At 65.0% G+C, this 20,979-nt stretch carries 17 protein-coding genes; 8 read left to right on the top strand and 9 right to left on the bottom strand.

Annotated features, from left to right (window positions below; all coding sequences use genetic code 11):
* Positions 1-18 precede the first annotated feature (18 nt).
* From JQ603_RS26300 to JQ603_RS26270, 7 genes are read left to right on the top strand one after another with little or no spacing between them, the layout of a single operon-like run.
* On the top strand, positions 19-1,824 hold the full coding sequence (locus JQ603_RS26300; protein ID WP_212343579.1) for a gamma-glutamyltransferase family protein: 1,806 nt from the start codon (positions 19-21) through the stop codon (positions 1,822-1,824).
* Positions 1,825-1,833: 9 nt separating this feature from the next.
* On the top strand, positions 1,834-2,544 hold the full coding sequence (locus JQ603_RS26295; protein ID WP_212343578.1) for a DUF1028 domain-containing protein: 711 nt from the start codon (positions 1,834-1,836) through the stop codon (positions 2,542-2,544).
* Complete coding sequence (locus JQ603_RS26290; protein WP_212343577.1) at positions 2,541-3,530, top strand: ABC transporter ATP-binding protein; 990 nt, start codon at positions 2,541-2,543, stop codon at positions 3,528-3,530. Before JQ603_RS26295 ends, JQ603_RS26290 begins: the two co-directional genes overlap by 4 nt.
* Positions 3,530-4,612: an ABC transporter ATP-binding protein gene (locus JQ603_RS26285; protein ID WP_212343576.1), complete on the top strand. Its 1,083-nt coding sequence runs from the start codon at positions 3,530-3,532 to the stop codon at positions 4,610-4,612. Before JQ603_RS26290 ends, JQ603_RS26285 begins: the two co-directional genes overlap by 1 nt.
* A 40-nt stretch (positions 4,613-4,652) precedes the next feature.
* A complete protein-coding gene (locus JQ603_RS26280; protein WP_212343575.1) occupies positions 4,653-6,176 on the top strand; it encodes an ABC transporter substrate-binding protein in 1,524 nt (507 codons plus the stop codon).
* A 31-nt stretch (positions 6,177-6,207) separates the two neighbouring features.
* Positions 6,208-7,149 (top strand): ABC transporter permease, encoded by a 942-nt coding sequence (locus JQ603_RS26275; RefSeq protein ID WP_212343574.1) that lies wholly within the window; start codon positions 6,208-6,210, stop codon positions 7,147-7,149.
* Positions 7,150-7,153: 4 nt separating this feature from the next.
* Complete coding sequence (locus JQ603_RS26270) at positions 7,154-8,044, top strand: ABC transporter permease (RefSeq protein WP_212343573.1); 891 nt, start codon at positions 7,154-7,156, stop codon at positions 8,042-8,044.
* Here JQ603_RS26270 and cnbZ read toward each other — a convergent pair.
* The 9 genes from cnbZ to JQ603_RS26225 all read right to left on the bottom strand — a co-directional run bounded on the left by cnbZ (position 8,041) and on the right by JQ603_RS26225 (position 19,528).
* Positions 8,041-8,787, bottom strand: a complete 747-nt coding sequence (gene cnbZ, locus JQ603_RS26265; RefSeq protein WP_212343572.1) for a 2-amino-5-chloromuconate deaminase CnbZ — start codon at positions 8,785-8,787, stop codon at positions 8,041-8,043. The genes JQ603_RS26270 and cnbZ overlap by 4 nt on opposite strands.
* 9 nt (positions 8,788-8,796) lie before the next feature.
* On the bottom strand, positions 8,797-10,047 hold the full coding sequence (locus tag JQ603_RS26260) for an adenylate/guanylate cyclase domain-containing protein (protein ID WP_212343571.1): 1,251 nt from the start codon (positions 10,045-10,047) through the stop codon (positions 8,797-8,799).
* A complete protein-coding gene (locus JQ603_RS26255) occupies positions 10,044-10,433 on the bottom strand; it encodes a response regulator (protein WP_018648152.1) in 390 nt (129 codons plus the stop codon). The genes JQ603_RS26260 and JQ603_RS26255 overlap by 4 nt, the downstream gene beginning before the upstream one ends.
* Positions 10,430-13,033: an ATP-binding protein gene (locus tag JQ603_RS26250; protein WP_212343570.1), complete on the bottom strand. Its 2,604-nt coding sequence runs from the start codon at positions 13,031-13,033 to the stop codon at positions 10,430-10,432. The genes JQ603_RS26255 and JQ603_RS26250 overlap by 4 nt, the downstream gene beginning before the upstream one ends.
* Before the next feature lie 162 nt (positions 13,034-13,195).
* Complete coding sequence (locus JQ603_RS26245) at positions 13,196-16,291, bottom strand: MexW/MexI family multidrug efflux RND transporter permease subunit (RefSeq protein WP_212343569.1); 3,096 nt, start codon at positions 16,289-16,291, stop codon at positions 13,196-13,198.
* 68 nt (positions 16,292-16,359) lie between these two features.
* Positions 16,360-17,553: an efflux RND transporter periplasmic adaptor subunit gene (locus JQ603_RS26240; protein ID WP_212343568.1), complete on the bottom strand. Its 1,194-nt coding sequence runs from the start codon at positions 17,551-17,553 to the stop codon at positions 16,360-16,362.
* A 1-nt stretch (position 17,554) separates the two neighbouring features.
* The gene (locus JQ603_RS26235; RefSeq protein ID WP_212343567.1) at positions 17,555-18,256 is read right to left on the bottom strand and encodes a TetR/AcrR family transcriptional regulator; all 702 of its coding nucleotides are present in this window, start codon (positions 18,254-18,256) and stop codon (positions 17,555-17,557) included.
* 142 nt (positions 18,257-18,398) lie between these two features.
* Positions 18,399-18,989: a thiamine pyrophosphate-dependent enzyme gene (locus tag JQ603_RS26230; protein ID WP_212343566.1), complete on the bottom strand. Its 591-nt coding sequence runs from the start codon at positions 18,987-18,989 to the stop codon at positions 18,399-18,401.
* Positions 18,986-19,528 carry a phosphonopyruvate decarboxylase gene (locus JQ603_RS26225; protein ID WP_212343565.1) on the bottom strand — a complete coding sequence of 181 codons (543 nt, stop codon included), beginning with the start codon at positions 19,526-19,528 and terminating at the stop codon, positions 18,986-18,988. Before JQ603_RS26225 ends, JQ603_RS26230 begins: the two co-directional genes overlap by 4 nt.
* 105 nt (positions 19,529-19,633) lie before the next feature.
* On the opposite strand from JQ603_RS26225, the gene JQ603_RS26220 reads away from it, so the two are divergent.
* Positions 19,634-20,854: a cytochrome P450 gene (locus JQ603_RS26220; protein ID WP_212343564.1), complete on the top strand. Its 1,221-nt coding sequence runs from the start codon at positions 19,634-19,636 to the stop codon at positions 20,852-20,854.
* Positions 20,855-20,979 lie beyond the last annotated feature (125 nt).

Below are 20,979 nucleotides of genomic sequence, written 5' to 3'. Positions count from 1 at the left end.
TAAGGTAGCGAAAGTCCGATGGCCAGCAACGTCAATCCCGATCCCTTCACGACGCGTCCCGAGATCGAGGGCACGTTCGGCGTCGTCGCCACCACGCACTGGATCGCGACGGCCGTGGGCATGGGCATTTTGGAAAAGGGCGGCAATGCCTTCGATGCCGGCGTTGCGACTGCCTTCACGCTTCAGGTCGTCGAGCCGCATCTGAACGGCCCCGGCGGCGACGTGCCAATCATCGTCCACGACGTCAAGCGCGGCCGCACCGAGGTGATCTGCGGCCAGGGCCCTGCGCCGGCGCGTGCGACCATCGCGCATTACAAGAGCGAAGGTCTCGACATGGTGCCGGGCACCGGCCTGCTCGCGGCCTGTGTTCCCGGGACCTTCGAATCCTGGATGATGCTGCTGCGCGATTACGGCACCATGCGCGTGCGCGACGTGCTGGAACCCGCGATCGCCTACGCCCGCGACGGCTATCCGCTGGTCGAGCGCGCCTGTGCCACCATCCAGACCGTCGAGCAGCTGTTCCGCAAGCACTGGCCGACCTCGGCCGCGGTCTATTTGCCAAACGGCGAGGTGCCAAAGCCCGGCACGCTGTTCACCAACAAGACGCTGGCGGCCACCTACACCCGGATCCTGAACGAAGCCGAGAGCGGCGGCGGAGGCCGCGATGCCGAGATCGAGCGTGCGCGCAAGGCCTGGTCGCAAGGCTTCGTCGCCGAAGCGATCGACAAGTTCTGCCGCACGCAAGAGGTGATGGACGTCAGCGGATCGCCGCATCGCGGCGTGCTCTCGGCCGACGACATGGCGCGCTGGCAGCCGACCGTCGAGGCGCCACTGACCTACGACTACGGCCGCTGTACCGTCTGCAAGGCCGGCGTCTGGAGCCAGGGCCCGGTGACGCTGCAGCAGCTCGCGCTGCTGAAGGGCTTTGCGCTCGACGGGCTCGACCCGACCGGGCCCGAGTTCATCCATCTCCAGATCGAATGCGCCAAGCTCGCCTTCGCCGACCGCGAAAAATTCTACGGCGATCCCAAATTCAGCGAGATCCCGATCGCGACGCTGCTGTCGGATGCCTATAACGACGAGCGCCGCAAGCTGGTCACCGAGAAGGCTTCGCTCGATCTCCGGCCCGGCGCGGTCGAGGGCTTCGGCGGCGTTGTCAAGCTGCGCCGCGCTGAGGGCCAACGCGAGGCCGTTGGCGCACTCGGCGCCGGTGAACCAACCGTCGGGCGCTTCGGCGAGGTGCGCGGCGACACCGTGCATTTCGACATCATCGACAAGGCCGGCAACATGGTGTCCTCGACGCCTTCAGGGGGCTGGCTGCAATCCTCGCCTGTCATTCCCGAGCTGGGCTTCTGCCTCGGCAGCCGCGCACAAATGTTCGATTTGGAGGAGAACCAACCGGGCTCGCTCGCGCCGGGCAAGCGGCCGCGCACGACGCTGTCGCCGACCATGGCGCTGCGCGACGGCGAGCCCTACCTCGCCTGGGGTTCGCCCGGCGGCGATCAGCAGGACCAGTGGATCACGCAATTCTTCCTGCGCCACGTCCATTGCAATCTCAATCTCCAGGAGGCGATCGACGCGCCGGCCTGGCATTCCGAGCACTTCCCGATCTCGTTCTGGCCGCGCACCGCGCGCCCCGGCGTGCTCGTGGTCGAGAACCGCGTGCCGAAGGCGACGATCGAAAACCTGCGCGAGCGTGGGCATATCGTCGAGGTCGGCCCCGACTGGTCGGAAGGCCGCCTCACCGCGGCCTCGCGCGTCGGGGTACGCCGCCGCGCCGCCGCCAATCCGCGCGGCATGCAGGGCTACGCCGCGGGACGCTGAAGGCAGCACATGACCTGGTCGATCATCGCGCGAGACCCTGCCACCGGCCAGTTCGGCATCGCGGTTGCGACCCGCTTCTTCGCCGTCGGCGCGCGCGTGCCCTATATCGCGGCCGGCCTCGGCGCCATCGCGACGCAGGCCTTCGTCAATCCCTATTACGGCATCGACGGCGTCAAGCTGCTGCGTGAAGGCCTCAACGTCCACGACGTGCTCGCCGCGCTGCTCGCGACAGACGACGGCCGCGAGAGCCGCCAGGTCCACATCATGGACGCCAGCGGCGAAATCGCGGCGCATACCGGGCGTGACTGCATCGACTGGTGCGGCCACATTGCGGGCAGCGGCTTCTCGATCGCCGGAAACATGCTCGCCGGCGCCGACGTGCTCGACGAGACCGCGAAGACCTACATCGCCAATGACAGCCTGCCCTTCCCGCGCCGCCTGCTTGCGGCGATGCGCGCAGGCGAAGCCGCCGGCGGCGACAAGCGCGGCAAGCAATCGGCTGCGCTGCTGATCCACGGCGAAGAGGAATGGCCGGCGCTGGACATTCGCGCCGACGACCATCCCGATCCGCTCGGCGAGCTCGAACGGCTCGAGCGCGTCAGCCACGAGCTCTGGGTTCACTTCCGCCCGTCCATGCCGACGCGGCAGAACCCGGCCGGCAACACCGATCGCAGCGTCATCGACGCCAGCATCGCAGCGGCACGGGCAAGACAAGCATGAGCGCAAGTCCTCTCATCGAGATCAAGGACCTGCGCATCCGCTTCCACGGCGACGACGGCCGCATCACCCACGCCGTCGACAGCGTCGACCTCAGCGTCGCCAATGGCGCCACGCTCGGCCTCGTCGGCGAATCCGGCTGCGGCAAGAGCGTGACGTCGCTGGCGATCATGGGGCTGCTGCCAAAGCAGAGCGCGGAAATATCAGGCGCGATCCGCTTCGACGGCTTTGACCTGCTGAAGACCCCGGACCAGACGTTGCGCGATCTGCGCGGCAACCGGCTGGCGATGATCTTCCAGGAGCCGATGACCTCGCTCAATCCGAGCTTTACGATCGGCGACCAGATCATCGAGACGATCCTGCGTCACCGCGGCGGCTCACGAAAGAGCGCGCGGGAGCGGGCGATCGACCTCCTGCGCCGCGTCCACATCCCTTCGCCCGAGCGGCGCATCGACGAATACCCGCACAAGCTCTCCGGCGGCATGCGCCAGCGCGTGATGATCGCGATGGCGCTCGCCTGTGACCCGCGGCTCCTGATCGCGGACGAGCCGACCACCGCGCTCGACGTCACCCTGCAGGCGCAGATCCTGGAGTTGATGCGCGAGCTGAAGGCCGCGAGCGGCGCCGCCATCATCCTGATCACCCACGATCTCGGCGTCGTCGCCGAGGTCTGCGACGAGGTCGCGGTGATGTATGCCGGCGAGATCGTGGAGCGCGCGCCGGTGGATGAGCTTTTCTCCGCGCCACAGCATCCTTACACGGTTGGCCTGCTCGGCTCGATCCCGCGGCTCGACCACCGCGCCGAGCAGCTGGCGACGATCGAAGGCATGGTGCCGAACATGGCGCAGCCGCCCGCCGGCTGCCGCTTCGCCGCCCGCTGTCCCTTCGTGCTGGATGCCTGCACCGAGGCGCCGCCACCGCTGGTCGAAATCAGCGTTGGTCACCTCTCGCGCTGCATCCGCGCGCCGCTCGAACTCCTGGTCTCGTGATGGCGCTCCTCGAAGTCGAAGGCCTGGTCAAGCATTTCGTCGCCGAGCGCTCGCTGTTCGGCCGGGCGCTGGCCCATGTCAAAGCCGTTGATGGCGTGTCCTTCTCGCTGGAAGCCGGCAAGACGCTGGCCCTGGTCGGCGAATCCGGCTGCGGCAAGTCCACCGTCAGCCGCCTCGTTCTGCGGCTGATCGAGCCCGATGCGGGCACAGTGCGCTTCAACGGTCGCGATCTCCTCTCGCTGGATGCCGACGCACTCCGAAAATTCCGCAGCGAAGCGCAGATCATCTTCCAGGATCCCTACGCCTCGCTCAATCCGCGCATGACGGTCGGCCAGATCCTGACCGAGCCGCTGGCGCTGCACGATCTGGTGCCGCCCGCACAGCGGCGCGAGCGTGTTGCGGAAATCCTGCGGCTGGTCGGCCTCGAGCCGCGGCTCGAGCGGCGCTATCCGCATGAATTCTCCGGCGGCCAGCGCCAGCGCATCGCCATTGCCCGCGCGCTCGCGGTCGAACCGAAGCTCATCATCTGCGACGAGCCGGTCTCGGCGCTCGACGTCTCGATCCGCTCGCAGATTCTCAACCTGCTCCGCGAGCTCCAGGACCGGCTCGGCCTCGCCTACATCTTCGTCTCGCACGACCTCGCCGTGGTCAAGCACATCGCCGACCACGTCGCGGTGATGAATCTCGGCCAGATCGTCGAGACCGCGGAGGCCGACGCGCTGTTCGCCGCGCCGCGCCACCCCTATAGCCGCGCGCTGCTGTCCGCGATCCCCGTGCCCAAACCGCGGGCAAAGCGCAGCCGGATTGTGCTGCAGGGAGAGATTCCCAGCGCGCTCAATCCACCGCCGGGATGCCGCTTCCACACCCGCTGCCCCTATGTGGTCGACCGCTGCCGCAGCGAAATGCCTCAGCTCGTGGCGGATGGCATCGGACATGCAACGGCCTGCCACCGGACGTCGGACCTGCCGTCCTCGGCGGCGATCGTCCCGACGGACGGCGGCTTCTCGCCGGTTCTTGAAAAATTGGTCGCCGCCTTCAGCGGCGGCCCGGAAGCAGCACGCAGCGGCGGGGTTAGTTCGTAAAGGACGATACCCGGCAGCCATAAAACAGAGGTTGAGAGCGATGAGCTTCATGCGTTTGACAATCCTGGCGTCGGCCCTGCTGACGTCGCTCGTGGGCACGGCCCAAAGCCAAGTCCAAGCCCAGACCACGCTTCGCATCGGGATCGCCGAAGACCCCGATATTCTCGATCCCAGCATCGGCCGCACCTATGTCGGCCGCATCGTGTTCTCGGCCTTCTGCGACAAGCTGTTCGACATCGACGAGAAGCTCAACATCGTGCCGCAGCTCGCGCTGTCCCACGAGACGTCGGCCGACGGCAAGGAGATGACGATCAAGCTCCGGCCGGGGGTCAAATTCCACGACGGCGAACCGCTGGATGCGGAAGCTGCAAAGTTCTCCCTCGAGCGCCACATGACGCTGCCGACCTCGTTCCGCAAGTCGGAGCTCGCCAGCGTCGACCACGTCGAGGTGGTCGATCCCCTCACCATCAAGCTGGTGCTGAAGACTCCCTACTCGCCGCTGATCGCCCAGCTCACCGACCGTTCCGGCATGATGGTCTCGCCGAAGGCGGCCAAGGAAGCCGGCGACAAGTTCGGCCTGCATCCGGTCTGCGCCGGTCCCTACAAGTTCGTCGAGCGCGTCCAGCAGGACCGGATGGTGTTCGAGAAGTTCGCGGACTACTGGAACAAGGACAACGTTCACATCGACCGCGTCGTGTTCCAGCCGATCATCGATTCGACCGTGCGGCTTGCGAACCTGAAATCCGGTGCGCTCGACCTGATCGAACGCGTGCTCGCGACCGACATCAAGGACGTCCGCGCCGATCCCAAGCTGGTGCTGTCGACGGCCCCCGAGCTCGGCTATCAGGGCCTGACCATCAACATCGGCAACGACAAGGCCAAGGGGCCGCTCAGCCAGTCGGCGAAGGTGCGCCAGGCGCTCAGCCTGTCGATCGATCGCGAGGCCATCAACCAGGTCGTGTTCAACGGCGAGTTCACGCCGGGCAATCAGTGGGTCAGCCCGACGCACCCCTATTACCAGAAGGCGTTTCCCATTCCGGGCCGCGACATCGCCAAGGCCAAGGCGCTGCTGAAGGAAGCCGGCGTCAGCCTCCCCGTCACTGTCGACTACATGGTCCCCAAGGGTACCGAGTACGAGGCCGTCGCCCAGGTCGTGCAGTCCATGGCCGCGGAAGCCGGCTTCGACATCAAGATCCGCGCCGTCGAATTCGCGACCACCTTCAAGCAGGCCCAGGCCGGTGAATTCCAGGTGTTCCAGATCAACTGGAGCGGCCGCATCGATCCCGACGGCAACTCCTACATCTTCATGCGCAGCAAGGCGCCGCAGAACGACGGAGGCTATTCGAACCCCGAGGCCGACAAGCTGCTGGAAGAAGGACGGGCGACATCCAACGTCGAGGAACGCAAGGCGATCTACGCCAAGCTGACCAAGACCCTGCTCGACGACCTGCCGATCATCTACATCTATCACCGCACACTGTTGATCGCGCACACCAAGAAGCTCGACGGCTACCGGCAGATGCCCGATGGGCTGGTGCGCGTGGTCGGGCTGAAGTTCAAGTGAACGCGACAGCGCCCACGAAGCGATCGGCATCATGCTGAACTTTCTCGCCCGCCGCATCGCGCAGATCGTGCCGACGCTGTTCTTCGTGTCGGTGCTGATCTTCTCGCTGCAACAATTGCTGCCGGGCGATCCCGCGCTGGTGATGGCCGGCGAGGAGCGCGATCCCGCCGTGATCGAGCAGATCCGCCAGCAATACAAGCTCGATCAGCCGATCCCCGTGCAATACGTCTATTGGCTCAAGGGCGTGCTGACAGGCAATTTCGGCGAGTCGCTGCGCAACAAGATGCCGGTGCGCGAGCTGATCGCGCAGAAGCTGCCGGTGACGCTGCAGCTCGGCTCGATGGCGATCCTGATCGCGTTCTGCATCGGCATTCCCGCGGGCATCGTCTCCGCGGTGAAGAAAGGCACGGCCTGGGACTATGGCGCCAATCTGTTCGCGCTGTGGGGCATCTCGACGCCGAACTTCTGGCTCGGGATCATGCTGATCTTCCTGTTCTCGATCGAGCTCGGCTGGCTGCCGGCCTCGGGCTACGTGCCGCTCACCGAGAACTGGCGCGCGAGTCTCGCCGCCACCATCATGCCGGCCTTCGTGCTCGGCAACGCGATCTCCGCGATCCTGATGCGGCATACCCGCAGCGCGATGCTCCAGGTGCTGGAAAGCGACTATGTCCGCACCGCGCGTGCCAAGGGACTGTCGGAGCGCTCCGTCATCCTCAAGCACGCGATGCGCAATGCGCTGACGCCCGTCATCACGCTCGGCGCGCTCGAGCTCGGCACGCTCCTGTCGGGCGCCGTGCTGACCGAGCAGATCTTCTCCATTCCCGGCTTCGGCAAGCTGATCGTCGACGCCGTGTTCAACCGCGACTATGCGGTTGTGCAAGGCGTGGTGCTGGTGACGGCCACGGTCTACATCACGCTGAACCTCGTTGCCGACGTCGCCTATATCCTCGTCAATCCGCGGCTGCGGGGCTAGCGCCATGACCGACGCCGCGCTGCCCGCCGCACCCTCCACCACGCAAGCCTATGAGCTCGACAGCCCGGCGCGCCGCGCGCGGCGGCGGCTGTTCAAGCGCAAGGCCGCCGTGTTCGGGCTTGTCGTGATCACCTTGTTCATCGCGCTTGCAGTGCTGGCGCCCATCGTCGTGCCCTACGACCCCATCGCGACGAGCTGGAGCCTGGTACGCAAACCGCCGACGGCGGCGCACTGGTTCGGCACCGACGAGCTCGGCCGCGACATCCTCAGCCGCGTCGTCTACGGCGCGCGCGCCTCCCTGCTCGCAGGCCTGATCTCGGTCGCGATCGCGCTCGGCATCGGCGTGCCGCTCGGGCTCCTTGCCGGCTATCGCGGCGGCTTCATCGACGCGCTGATCAGCCGCATCACCGATGCGATGCTGGCCTGCCCGTTCCTGATCCTGGCGATCGCACTCGCCGCGTTCCTCGGTCCGAGCCTCGGCAATGCCATGATTGCGATCGGCATCTCGGCAACCCCGATTTTCATCCGGCTGACCCGCGGCCAGGTGCTGAGCGTCAAGGCCGAAGATTATGTCGAGGCCGCACGTGCGCTCGGCAACCCGCCCTGGCGGATCGCGTTCTCGCACATCCTGCCGAACATCCTGCCCTCGCTGCTGGTGCAGGCGACGCTGTCGATCGCCGCCGCCATCATCGCCGAGGCCGCGCTGTCGTTCCTCGGCCTCGGCCAGCAGCCGCCGGCGCCGTCCTGGGGCAGCATGCTCAATGCGGCACAACGCTTCCTGACCCAGGCGCCGTGGATGGCGATCTGGCCGGGCCTTGCGATCTTCCTCGTGGTGCTGTCGCTGAACCTGCTCGGCGACGGCCTGCGCGACGCCCTCGATCCAAGGCAGCGCTAGATCACCACCTCTCGCAACACCCTTCGGCAATCCATCTCGTATTCGAGATCGACCACCGGCGGCCGGGCGAAATGCCAGGTCAGGCCGGAGCGCAGCGCGCCGCGGCGGACCAGTTCGTCGACCAACGCGTGGTGGAAGTCGTGCACGGAATAGGCCTGCACGCCGGTCGTATCCTTCCAGCCGAAGCCGAAGGCCGCCATCCGGTTTTCCATCTGCGACGTCGTGGTGAAGCGCACCTTCTCGCGTAGGCCCTCCGGACTGAGGTCACGATAGCGCACCGTGCGCTCGACATAGGTGCCACTGCCCTCGCGCGCCTCGGCACCGCCGGCGATGACGAAGCTCGGCGCGTTCGACCGCGTCGGGCGCGTGAAGGAGAACGCGTAGAACGACGGCTCGGTTGGCGGATCGATCTCGGGACAGACATTGCTGCGCGCCACGGGATTGGTGGTGCCGTCGAAGATGCCCCATTCGGACAACGTCTTCACATAGTGCAGATTGAACGCGCGAAAGCCCTCTTCGCTAAAGGCGGCGGGCGAGCGCAGCTCGCAGGCACAGAACGCCGTCAACGGACGCCCCGCCTCCTGGATGAACTTCGCCGCAAGTGCAAATCCTTCCGCCAGCGGTACCAGGCGATCGAACCGGACGCGCTCGATCTCGTAGCCCTCATCCGCGGCCGCACCGGCCGAATACTGAAACACGGACGGGATGAAACGATAATTGCCGGCGGAGAATTCGCGCGTCATGACGGGCTCCTATTCCAGTTGCATGCGAATGCCCTTGGCGCCGTTGAGCAGGCGCTTCAGGTGAAAACCGGCCAGCGGATCGTCGGCGTGCATGCCGACCAGCGCGGCAAAGGCCGGCATGGCGGCGGCATCGCCGGCCTCCATCTTGGCGAAGGCCTCGGAATATTGCGCCGTCGCCGGCGCTTCGAACCTTTGCTGCGGCAGCGGTTCGAACGCACGCAGCGGCTCGCTGCGTCCGCGCAGCATCAGCTCCCCCACCGGACGGCCATGGAAATTTTCGGCTTCCTTCGCCACGCTGGCACTGACGCAGATGCGCGTTCCCAGATGCTTGTTCGCAGCCTCCAGGCGCGCCGCTATATTGATCGTATCGCCATAGGCCGTGTAGTCGAAGAAGCGGTTGCCGCCGAAATTGCCGACCAGCGCCGGGCCGGCATGGGCCCCGATGCGGGTTGTCCCGAAATTCACGCCCTTCGCCCTCCAACGCGCGGAAAAATCCTCCGCCCAGGCGTCGAGATCATGCGCACAGGCGACTGCGCGCGTCGCATAGTCCGGCTGGTCACCGGGGGCATTGAACAGCACCTGGATCGCATCGCCAATGATCTTGGCGACCGTTCCTTCATGCGCGAAGACGATCTCGGTCATGCCGCCGACATATTCGTTGAGGAGCTGGCCGAGCGTCTGCGGAGGCGCCGTCTCGACCAGCGAGGTGAAGCCGGTGATGTCGGTGAAGAGGGTGGCGACATCGCGCCACTGCACCTCCATGCCGTCGCCTTCGACATCCGCCGCCAGGCGTCTTGCGATCTCCGGCGAGAAGAAGCGCGACAGCGAGGCGTGGGCGCGCTCGGCTTCCATTTGGCGCCGCCGCACGTCGCGCAGCATCTCCACATGGCGGATGGTTTTCTGGATCGTGGTTTCCAGATCGGCGAAGTCGATGGGCTTGGTCAGGAAGTCGAAGGCGCCGCGGTTCATCGCGGTACGGATGTTGCTCATATCGCCATAGGCCGAGACGATGATGGTCGACTTCTTCTCCTCGGCCTCCTGGAGCTTCGCCAGCAGCGACAGACCGTCCATGCGAGGCATGTTGATATCGGAGACCACCATGTCGATGTGCGGATTCTGCTCCAGCGCCTCAAGCGCCTCGATGCCGTCGCGGGCGAACATGAGGGCGAGCTGCCCGTCGCGGATCTGCCTGCGGAATTTTTGCAGGATCAGCGCCTCGAGGTCCGGCTCGTCATCGACGAAGAGGATGGTCGCAGTCATGCGGCTTGCTCGAGCCTCGTATCGATCTCCTGGCGCAGCAGCGCAAAATCAATCGGCTTGGTGAGAAGCCCGTGGGCGCCCCTTTCGATCGCCTTGCGGCGCGTCTCGGCGTCGCCATAGGCGGTGATCATGATGACGGGAACGTGCGGATAGTCGGCACGCACCTTCGGCAGCAGGTCGAGCCCGCTCATGCCGGGCATGTTGATGTCGGACAGGATCAGGATCAGCGAGGGATCGCGGACCTCGGCGGCACGCCTCAGTGCATCGGCCGCGGAGGGCGCAAACTCCATCTGGAAACGGCCGGCACGCAGATCGCGCCGGAAGTGCTGTCTGAACAGCGGCTCGACGTCGGGCTCGTCATCGACAACCAGGATATAAACGTTCAAGTCTTGCCTCCGGAAGTGTCGTCCGCTGCCATCGTCCGCGGCAGCGTGATGATGAATTCGGTGAATACACCGGGCTCGGTCCTCACGTCGATGGTGCCGCCGTGCTGTTTCACCACGATGTCGTGGCTCATGGACAGGCCGAGCCCGGTGCCTTCACCGGCCGGCTTGGTCGTGAAGAACGGGTTGAACAGCTTCTCCTTCACCTCGGGCGGAATTCCGGTGCCATTATCGCGGATCCGGATCTCCACCTTGTCGCCGAGGCTTCGGGTCGCGGCGCTCAGGGTCGGCTCAAAACCTTGCGCCGCCCCCTCCTTGCGCTTGGCCGCGGCATAGAAGCCGTTCGAGATCAGGTTGAGGAAAACGCGCGTGATCTCCTGCGGATAGATGTCCACCATGCCGGCGGCGGGGTCGAACGCGCGTTCGAGCGTGACGTTGAAGGCTGGCCTTTCGGCGCGCGCGCCATGATAGGCAAGATTGAGGCTCTCCTCGACGACCGCATTGATATCGACGGGGCGATGTTCGCCAGATCCCTGGCGCGAATGCAGCAGCATGTTCCTGACGATGGAATCGGCGCGCTTGCCGTGCTGCACGACCTTCTCGAGATTGCCCTTGAGCATTGCAGTCAGCTCGTCGACCTCCTCCTTGATCTTGTCGTCGAGCGTAGCGGTTTGCAGAACCTCGTTGAGCTCGTCGATCAGCTCGGTCGACACTGATGAGAAATTATTGACGAAGTTGAGCGGGTTCTTGATCTCATGGGCAATGCCGGCCGTGAGCTGACCGAGCGAAGCCAACTTTTCGGTCTGGATCAGGCGGCCCTGCGCGGCGCGCAGGTCCTCGAGCGAACGCGACAGCTCATCCGTGCGGTCACGCAATTCGTTGAGCAGGCGCGCATTTTCCATGGCGATCACTGCCTGCGCCGCAAAATTCGTCACCAACTCGATTTGCTTGCTGGAGAAAGCAAGAGGCCGCTGACGGTAGATCAGAAGGGCACCGATCAGGTCCCCGTCCTTGAGCATGGGAACGCCAACCAGTGTCCGCGCTCCCGCGCGTAGCGCCAGTATTGGGCCGTCGTATCCGGGAGGCGTCTCGAAGAAGTCCGGCTCCGTCCCCGTATCGACGACATGCACCGTTTCCCTGGTCCGAACGATGCGACCAATGACGGTGTTCGGAGCCGGCCGTGTCGGCTTCTGGTAGATCTCGTCCTTCAGCTCGGCCGGGACGCCGTGCATCGCGATGGCGCGGAACGTGTCTCCCTCGCGCAGATAAAGCGACCCGAACTCAGCCTGGCAGATACGAGTGGCGTTCTCTAACATGATGCGAAATACCGGCCCCAGCTGTCCGGGGGAGATGGAGATGACCTGAAGCACTTCGGACGTTGCGGTCTGCTGTTGCAACGATTCGCTCAATTCCGCCGTGCGCTGCTCGACCTTCCTTTCCAAATCCGCATAGGATTCCTGCAGGCGCGCGCCCATGTCGTTGAACTGGTCCGCGAGTCCCTCGAGCTCGTCGCCGGTCTTGATCGAGATGCGTTGCGCGAAATCGCCGCTGCCGATCCGCTCGGCGCCGCTGCGCAGCGCCTGGATCGGCCCGACCATGCGGCGCGCCAGGAATATCCCGGCCAGCACCGCGAAGATCGACGCAGCGAGCAGCACGATCGCTAGCCGCTGCAACGCGGCATAGAGCGCCGCATAGGCTTCCTCGACCGGAAGCTCGACGAACATGGTCCAATGCAGCGGTGCGATCGGGGCCGACGCGGTCAGCACCTTCTGACCCTGGACGTTGCGCGCTTCAGATAGCGCATCGGTGATGGCACCATCGCCGGCCAGCGCAGCCCGCACCTGAGCCAAGTTCGACATATCGGTGTTGCGCAGGACGAGGCTGATGTCGGGATGCGCGATCAGGCGCCCTTCCGGGCCGACCACATAGGCATGACCGTGCTCGCCGACCTTGATCTGGGACACGACGTCCCAGATCAGCTTGAGATTGACCTCCGCGATGCTGACGCCGGCATCCTTGCGGGCGCCGGCCAGCGCCAGCGTCATATAGGGCTCGGAGTCCCTGCGGAAATACACCGGCCCGTAATAGACCTTGCGCGCGACCGCCTCGGTGAATTTTGGATCGGCCGACAGGTCGAGCCCGCTGTCGATCGCGTCCATCGCCAGCCGCGAGACCCGCAATCGCTCCTTGCCGGTCGAATCCACCTGGGCGAGCTCGGTGATCGCAGGCACCTGGCGCAAGAGCCGCAGTGCGTCGAACCGGCGCTGCTCGATCGAGCCCGCAGACCAGGGCAGCTGCGTGGTCCAGCCGAGCTGGCTCTCGATCTCCTTGACGAACTGGCCGATCTTGGCCGCCGCCGCCTCGGCCTGCTCATGCTGAACCCGGATCAGCGAGGCCTTGTGCTCGCGATAATAGAAGAACACCTCGAACAGCCCGTTGGCCAGCAGCGCGACCGCGACGACCGCCACGAACAGCGCGACATATTTGGCGAACAGCCGGGTCCTGATCCCCCGCCCGGCCGCTTCGCCGGACACGACGCCATTCGAGGCCGCGGGCGGCGACATCCTGGCTTGCGGTGTGTCGGGATTGAGGGAGAGGGTCATCCCGCGGAAACTAGCAAGAAGACCCGACCTTGTCTCTCGCCTGCGCGGCCGAGGGCCCAGTCCAATGACTGCAGCCGCCTGACGGGGCCGGGCCGGGACCTAACGAAAAAGGGCGGCAGCGGACCCGCCGCTGCCGCCCTCCGATTTGGCTTGCTTGCGGCCTCAGGTCGGGCGCAGCGCCTTGGTCCCGAGGTCGATCTCGTTGACCTGCTTGTTCCGCTCGGAGTCGGCCGCCGCGCGATGGTCGGTCGCCAGCACCACGTAGACCGCGGGCAGCACGAACAGCGTGAACAGCGTGCCGATCGACATGCCGGCTACGACGACCAGACCGATCGAGAAGCGGCTGGCCGCACCGGCGCCGGTCGCGGTCAGCAGCGGAATCAGGCCGGTCACCATCGCGGCCGTGGTCATCAGGATCGGCCGCAGGCGGATGCGGGCCGACATCTCGATGGCCGAACGGCGATCGAGCCGCTCCTTGACCTGGAGCTCATTGGCGAACTCCACCATCAGGATGCCGTGCTTGGTGATCAGGCCGACCAGAGTCAGTAGACCGACCTGGGTGTAGATGTTCATGGTCGCCACGCCGAAGAACAGCGGGATCAGCGCGCCGACGATCGCCATCGGCACCGAGATCATGATCACGAACGGATCGCGCAGGCTCTCGAACTGCGCCGCCAGCACCAGGAAGATGATGATCAGCGCGAAACCGAAGGTGATCGCGAGCTGGTTACCCTCCTGCACGTACTGCCGGCTGTCAGCCAGATAGTCGTGGCTGAAGCCGGCTGGCAGCTTCTTGGCCTCGCCTTCGAGGAAGTCGACCGCTGCACCCACCGTCACGCCCGGCATCGGCACGGCCGAGAACGTCGCCGAGTTGAGCTGGTTGTAGTGCGTCAGCGAATTCGGGTCGGTCGTGGTCTTGATCGAGACCACCGTCGACAGCGGAAGCTGCTGGCCGGTGTTCGTCGTCACGTAATAGCCGCCGAGCGATTCCGGCGACAGCCGCTGGCCGCGCGGTACCTGCGGAATCACCTGGTAGGATCGGCCCTCGAGGTTGAAGCGGTTGATATAGTTGCCGCCGAGCAGCACCGCGAGCGTAGAGCCGAGGTTCTGCATGTTGACGCCGAGATCCTGCGCCTTGCTACGGTCGATCGTGATCTTCACGTTAGGCTGGTTGTAGGCGAGGTCGCTGTCGGAGACGATGAACATGCCGCTCTTGCGCGCAGAGTCCTTCAGCTTCTCCATCTGCTCAAAGACGGTCTGGTAGCTCGCAGTCGAGTTAATGACCATCTGCACCGGCAGACCGCCCGGACCACCCGGCAACGGCGGCAGGTTGAATGCAAAGGCCTGCACGCCCTCGATCTTGGAAAGCTCGGCCTGCACCAGCGGCTTCAAGGCGATCGACGAGCGCTTGCGCTCCTCCCACGGCTTGAGCAGCATGCCGGCGATGCCGCCCTGCGGGCCGTTGATGCCGTTCAGCACGAAGCGCAGGTCAGTCTCGGGGAATTTCTGGAATTCCTTGTCGAGCTTGTCGCCGTAATAATCGACATAGTCGATGTTGGCGTATTTCGGTGCCTTGGTCACCGCGAACACGATGCCCTGGTCTTCCTCCGGCGCCAGCTCCTTCGAGGTGTGCATATAGAGGAAGCCGACCAGGCCGAGGATCGTGATCGCGAACAGGCCGGTGATCGCCTTGTAGTCGAGCGAGCGGTCGAGCCTGCGGCCGTACCAGCGCGTCAGCGCGCCGAACACCTTGTTGACGAGCTTGGCGAAGCGGCCCTCCTCGGTGTTTTTCAGCAATACCGAGCACATCATCGGCGACAGCGTCAGCGCGATCACGCCCGACACGATCACCGAGCCGGCGAGCGTGAAAGCGAATTCGCGGAACAGCGAGCCGGTCAGGCCACCGAGGAAACCGATCGGGGCGTACACCGCGGCGAGCGTGATCGTCATCGAGATCACGGGGCCGACGATCTCGCGCGCGCCTTCCATCGCCGCCTGTACCGGTGTCTTCCCCTCTTCCAGATGGCGGTGGATGTTCTCCACCACCACGATGGCGTCGTCGACCACGAGGCCGATCGCGAGCACCATCGCGAGCAAGGTCAGCAGGTTGAAGCTGAAGCCCAGCGCCAGCATCAAGGTACAGACGCCGATCATCGACAGCGGAATGGTGACGACCGGGATGATGACCGAGCGCAGCGAGGCCAGGAACAGGAAGATCACCACGATCACGATGATCACGGCTTCGCCCAGCGTCTTCTCCACCTCGTCGATCGAGGATTGGATGAACTTGGTCGAGTCGTAGGCGACCTTCATCTTCATCGAGGGCGGCAGATTGCGCTCGAGCTCGGGGAACAGCGCCCGCACGCCCTTGACCAGCGTCAGCGGATTGCCTTGCGGCGTCGCGTTCACGCCAATGAAGATCGCATGCTCGCCGTTGAAGGCGACGCTCGCGTCGGTACTTTGCGCGGCAAGCTCGACTGTCGCGATGTCCTCCATCCGCACAAAGCCACCGTCCTTGGCCTTGACGATCATCTTCCTGAACTGGTTGACGTCGGTGAGGCTGGTGTTGGTCGAGATGTTGGAAACGATCAGATAGCCCTTGGTCTGCCCCGCCGCGGACTGGAAGTTGTTGGCGGTGATCGCGGCCGCGACATCGGCCGGCGACACGTTGCGGCCGGCCATCTTCATGGGATCAAGCCACAGCCGCATCGCAAAGGTCTGGCCGCCGAGAATATCGGCGGAGGCCACGCCGTCGACCGTCGACAGCACCGGCTGCACCACGCGCGTCAGGTAATCCGAGATCGCCGAGCCCGACAGCTCCTCGGAGGAGAAGCCGAGATACATCACGGCCGTGGTCTGGCCCGTGGTCTTGGTGACGATCGGGTCGTTGGATTCCTTCGGGATCAGGTACTTGACCGAGTTCGTCTTCGCCAGCACCTCGGTGAGCGCCTGGTTCGGATCGAAGTTCAGCTTGATGTACACCTGGATCGTCGAGGTGCCGAGCACCGAGGACGAGGTCATGTAGTCCACACCTTCGGCGGAGGCGACGGCCTGCTCGATCGGCGTGGTGATGAAGCCCTGGATCAGGTCGGCGGACGCGCCGGGATAGACGGTCGTGATGTTGATGACCGTGTTCGACAGTTTCGGATATTGCCGGATCGGCAGCACCATCGCCGCGCGCAGGCCGATCAGCAGGATCAGCAGGCTGACGACGACCGACAGAACCGGGCGCTTGATGAAAATATCGGTAAAGGCCATCGCGGCGATCTCGATTTCTTTGTCTCAAGATGCGTGATCCGGCCGGGCCGGATCACGCGAGGATGTTGTCAGTAGCGCGGCGGCTGCGCCGGGACCTGCGGAGCCGGGTCGGTCGAAATCGCGACCGCCGCGCCCGATTGCAGCTTCAGCTGGCCGACGGCGACGACCTTGTCGCCTGCCTTCAGGCCCTTGACGATCTCGACGCGACCTTCGACCCGGTTGCCGGTCTGCACGAAGGTGCGCACCGCGGAGAGGCTGGTCTTGCCGTCCTCTTCCTTCTTCTCGGTGATCACGAACACTGAGTCGCCGTACAGCGTGTAGTCGACCGCCGTTTCCGGAACGGTGATCACCGCCGGCTTGTCCGGCAGCACCACCGTCGTGGTCACGAACATGCCAGGCTTCAGGATCTTCTCGGGATTGGCGATCGTCGCCTGCACGCGGATGTTGCGGGTGTCGGTCGCGATCTGCGGCTCGATCGTGGTGATCTTGCCTTCGAAGGTGCGGCCCGGATAGGCGTCGACCTTCAGCCGAACGGTCTGGCCGACCTTGAGGCTGCCGGAATCCTTTTCGGTCACCGTGAAGTTGGCCCACAGCTCCGACAGGTCGGTCAATGAGACGATCGCGGTGCCGGCCGTGAGATACTGGCCGACCTCGACCTTGCGGACGCCGAGATCGCCGGAGAACGGTGCGCGCACCAGCTTCTGCGAAATCAGCGCCTCGGTCTTGGCAATGCCCGCCTGCGCCTGGTCGTAAGCGGCCTGCGCCTGGTCGACGGTCGCCTGCGGACCGAACTGGCGCGAGGCGAGCTGCTTGGCGCGGTCGAGCGAGAGCTGCGCGACGGTCGCCTGCGCCTTGTAATTGGCGAGGTCGCCCTGCTCCGGCATATCGAAGAACTGCACCAGCGGCGTACCGGCTTCGACACGCGTACCCGGCTCGAACTTGATCTCGGTGACGCGACCGTTGACGTCGGCACTGACGTCGACCTGGTGCACGGCGACGAGGCTGCCCACCGCGGTGAGCAGGTTCGGCACCATCTCCGACTTCGCCTCGGCCGCGCTGACTGCCGTCGGCGGCGGCTTGTTGTTGGCGAAGAACTGCTTGATCATCTGGCCGCGGAAGTAATTGAACCAGACGAGACCACCGACGAGCGCGGCGAGCAGCGTGCCGACGATGATGAACCACAGCACCGGCCGGACCGGACGCTTGGGAGCCTTGTTATCGATCGGTTCGCCCGAAATCTTGTGTTCGGCTACGATGTTCATGTCATGCACTTTCTGCAATCGCCGTCTTGCCCGCATCCGCGGCCTGATCGCGGCTCAAATGCGAAGCAATTGCGGCGTCGTTAAGTCCGATACCTCTCAGGAGAAACTCACAGAGCTGCCGCTCCAGCTCGTTCGCCTTGCCATAAGCGAGACAGGGCGCAGCCGGCAGCCTGGTCAGTGCCGCCGTCATCACCGCATGATGTGCGAACCAGAACAGGTTGAGCGGATCACCGGCGCAGGGTCGAGCGTCACCGCTGGCCACCGCACGCTCGAGCGAGGCGAGGAAGACCGCCCCGATCAGCTTCTCGATTTTGGCATATAGCAGACGGGCGAATTCGCCATCGTCCAAATGGCTCGTGGCCATCAGTCGCAGGCGCTGCGCTTCTTCCTGGTCGGGACCGTCGGCGATGTGGAGGAAGTGCTGGACCATGCCGCGGATCAGCTCGACCAGGGTGGCCGTCGACGGTTCCCGCTCGAGCAGCTCGATGAGCGCCGGGTCCGCCTCGCATTCGTCGCTGAGGATTTCGGCGTACAGCGCCGCCTTGGACGGGAAATGCTTGAACAGCAGCGCCTCGGAAATGGCAGCAGCGGCCGCCACGCTCTTCGTCGTGGTGCCGTTATATCCGTGGCGGGCAAAGCAGCGTTTCGCGGCACCGAGGATCAACTGACGCCTCAGGTCGCTCGTCATACGCAATGAGCTCATGATTAGTGAGTAAGCACTCACCCACGCAAAAGTCAAGCACTATGCTGCATCGCAACCTGCATGCGGTGTGAAATTAGTGGAAATTGATCCAGCCTGCACGGATCGCGTGCAGGACCTCCGAAACGGGGAATGGGCAGACCGCCTAGATCGGCTGGAAGCCGAGGTCTGCGCGGATCCGGTTGACGATGTAGGTCCCGTCCCGGGTCGGCAGAATTCGTTCCAGATTGGCGCTGTCGATCTTCACATTGGCAAATCGCGGGCCCGCCGACACGTCATGAACGGCGCTCGCGAAGGCCTCGACCTCGGCCATGGTCGAGATCGACTGGCTGTCCTTGATGCCGCAGGCCCTGGCGACGCCGACGAGATCGGCAGCGGCCGAGGTGTGGCTGGTCTGGCCGCCGGTCTCGCCATAGGCCTCGTTGTCGAGCACTGCGATCGAGAGATTGGCCGGCTTCTGCAGGCCGATGGTGGCAAGGCTGCCCAGGCCCATCAGCATCTCGCCGTCGCCGGTGATCACCAGCACCGGCAGCTTCGGCTGCGCCAGCGCCAGACCCAGCCCGATCATTGCGGCGCCGCCCATGCCGCCCCAGAGATAGAAGTTGCGGGCATGGTCGCCGGCCGCGCACATGTCGTTGGTGGAGGCGCCTAGGCCGCCGATCGCGACCACGTCCTTGCGGTCCGCAAGCAGGGTGGAGACCACCTGACGGCGGTCGAGGAGATTGGCCTTGCTCATTTGGTGAAAACCTTGGCGCCGATCAGGCGCTGCGACAGAAGGACGGCGGTGGGCGTGAGCGCGTTGTAGGCTTGTGAGGCGGCGGCTTCGAGCACTGCGGGAACTTCCGCCGCGCTGGAGGCGCGCAGCACCTGGACGCCCGAGAGCTCGAACACGCCCTGCGTGGTCGACCCCATCGGCACCTGCCACGGATTGAACTCGCCCCACTCGCCGCGCATGGTCACGAGCGTGAGGAAGGGAAAGCGCAGGATCGGGATCAGCGACAGCATGTTGATGCAATTGCCGACGCCGCTCGACTGCATCAGCAGCACGCCGCGCTGGCCACCGGCCCAGGCGCCGGCGAGCAGCGCCACGCCCTCCTCCTCCGTCGTCAGCGCAATGCCGCGCATGGTGGAGGAGTCCAGCACGCGCTGGATCAGCTTCGAATGACCGGCATCGGGCACGTAAGGCACCTGCCGGACGTCGAAGCGTTGCAAGGTTGCGAAAATATCGTCGGGCCAGTTCGGCACCGTGTCGGCAGCGTCAGCGCGTGCGTGCATTTTCCTGTCCGGTCGGCTAGCAAGGTGCAAAGACTGTAGACGCATGCATGCGCCGACCAGAACAACAAAAACGGCATAACGGCTTTAACCGGCGAGTATAACGGGATGAACGCAGATGCGAAGGAGCTGGCGGCAAGCTTCGATCTCGAGAAGCTGACGCCTGAATTCTACGACAACCCCTATCCGACTTATCGTGCACTGCGGGAGAACGAGCCGGTCAAGCGCCTGCCGAACGGCACCGTGTTCCTGACCCGCTACGACGACCTCGTCACCACCTACAAGAACACGAAGTCGTTCAGCTCGGACAAGAAGCGCGAGTTCGCACCGAAATACGGCGACACCCCGCTCTACGAGCACCACACCACCAGCCTCGTCTTCAACGACCCGCCGTCCCACACCCGCGTACGTCGCCTGATCATGGGCGCGCTGTCGCCGCGCGCGATCGCGGGGATGGAGGGCGATCTCATCAAGCTGGTCGACGGCCTGCTCGACGCCATCGCCGCCAAGGGCGCGTGTGAGCTGATCGAGGATTTCGCCGCCTCGATTCCCATCGAGGTGATCGGCAATCTGCTCGACGTGCCCCATGACGAACGCGGACCGCTGCGCGACTGGTCGCTGGCGATCCTGGGCGCACTCGAACCCGTGGTGTCGACGGACGCCGCCGCGCGCGGCAACAAGGCGGTGACGGACTTCCTCGCCTATCTCGAAACACTGGTGGCACGGCGGCGCGCAAAGCCGGGCAATCCCGAGCGCGACGTGCTGACTCGGCTAATCCAAGGAGAAGAAAACGGCGAGCGGCTGACCGAGAAGGAGCTACTGCACAATTGCATCTTCCTGCTCAATGCCGGCCACGAGACCACCACCAATCTGATCGGCAACGGCCTCGTCGCGCTCGACCGCAATCCGGACCAGAAGCAGCGCCTGATCGACAATCCGGACATGATCAAGACTGCGGTCGAAGAGATGCTGCGCTACGAGAGCTCGAACCAGCTCGGCAACCGCATGACCACGGAAAAGGTCGAGCTCGGCGGAGTCATGCTCGAGGCCGGCACGTCGGTGACGCTGTGCATTGGTGCTGCCAACCGCGACCCCGCGCAGTTTCCCGACCCTGAGCGCTTCGACATCGCGCGGACGCCGAACCGGCATCTGGCCTTCGCCACCGGCGCGCATCAATGCGCCGGCATGGCGCTGGCGCGGCTGGAAGGGGCCATTGCGATCTCGCGCTTCCTGGCGCGCTTCCCGAACTATGCCGTCAGCGGCCAGCCGGTGCGGGGCGGAAGGGTGCGGTTCCGCGGGTTCTTGAGCGTGCCCTGCTCGCTTCGCTGAGGCCTCAAAACAAAAATGTCGAAAACAACCCCATGCACAGTAGAGCGCGAGTCGGTGAACGACGCCCTGTGGTCTCACAGAACCATCTGACGTTTCGGGCAAATCGGGCCGCGCCACGCCATCGG

Origin of the sequence: Bradyrhizobium liaoningense (assembly GCF_018130825.1) — a bacterium.
In the GTDB taxonomy this organism is placed as follows: domain Bacteria; phylum Pseudomonadota; class Alphaproteobacteria; order Rhizobiales; family Xanthobacteraceae; genus Bradyrhizobium; species Bradyrhizobium liaoningense_B.
The sequence above is the reverse complement of the archived record's forward strand: the minus strand, read 5'-3'. Positions and strand labels throughout refer to the sequence as shown.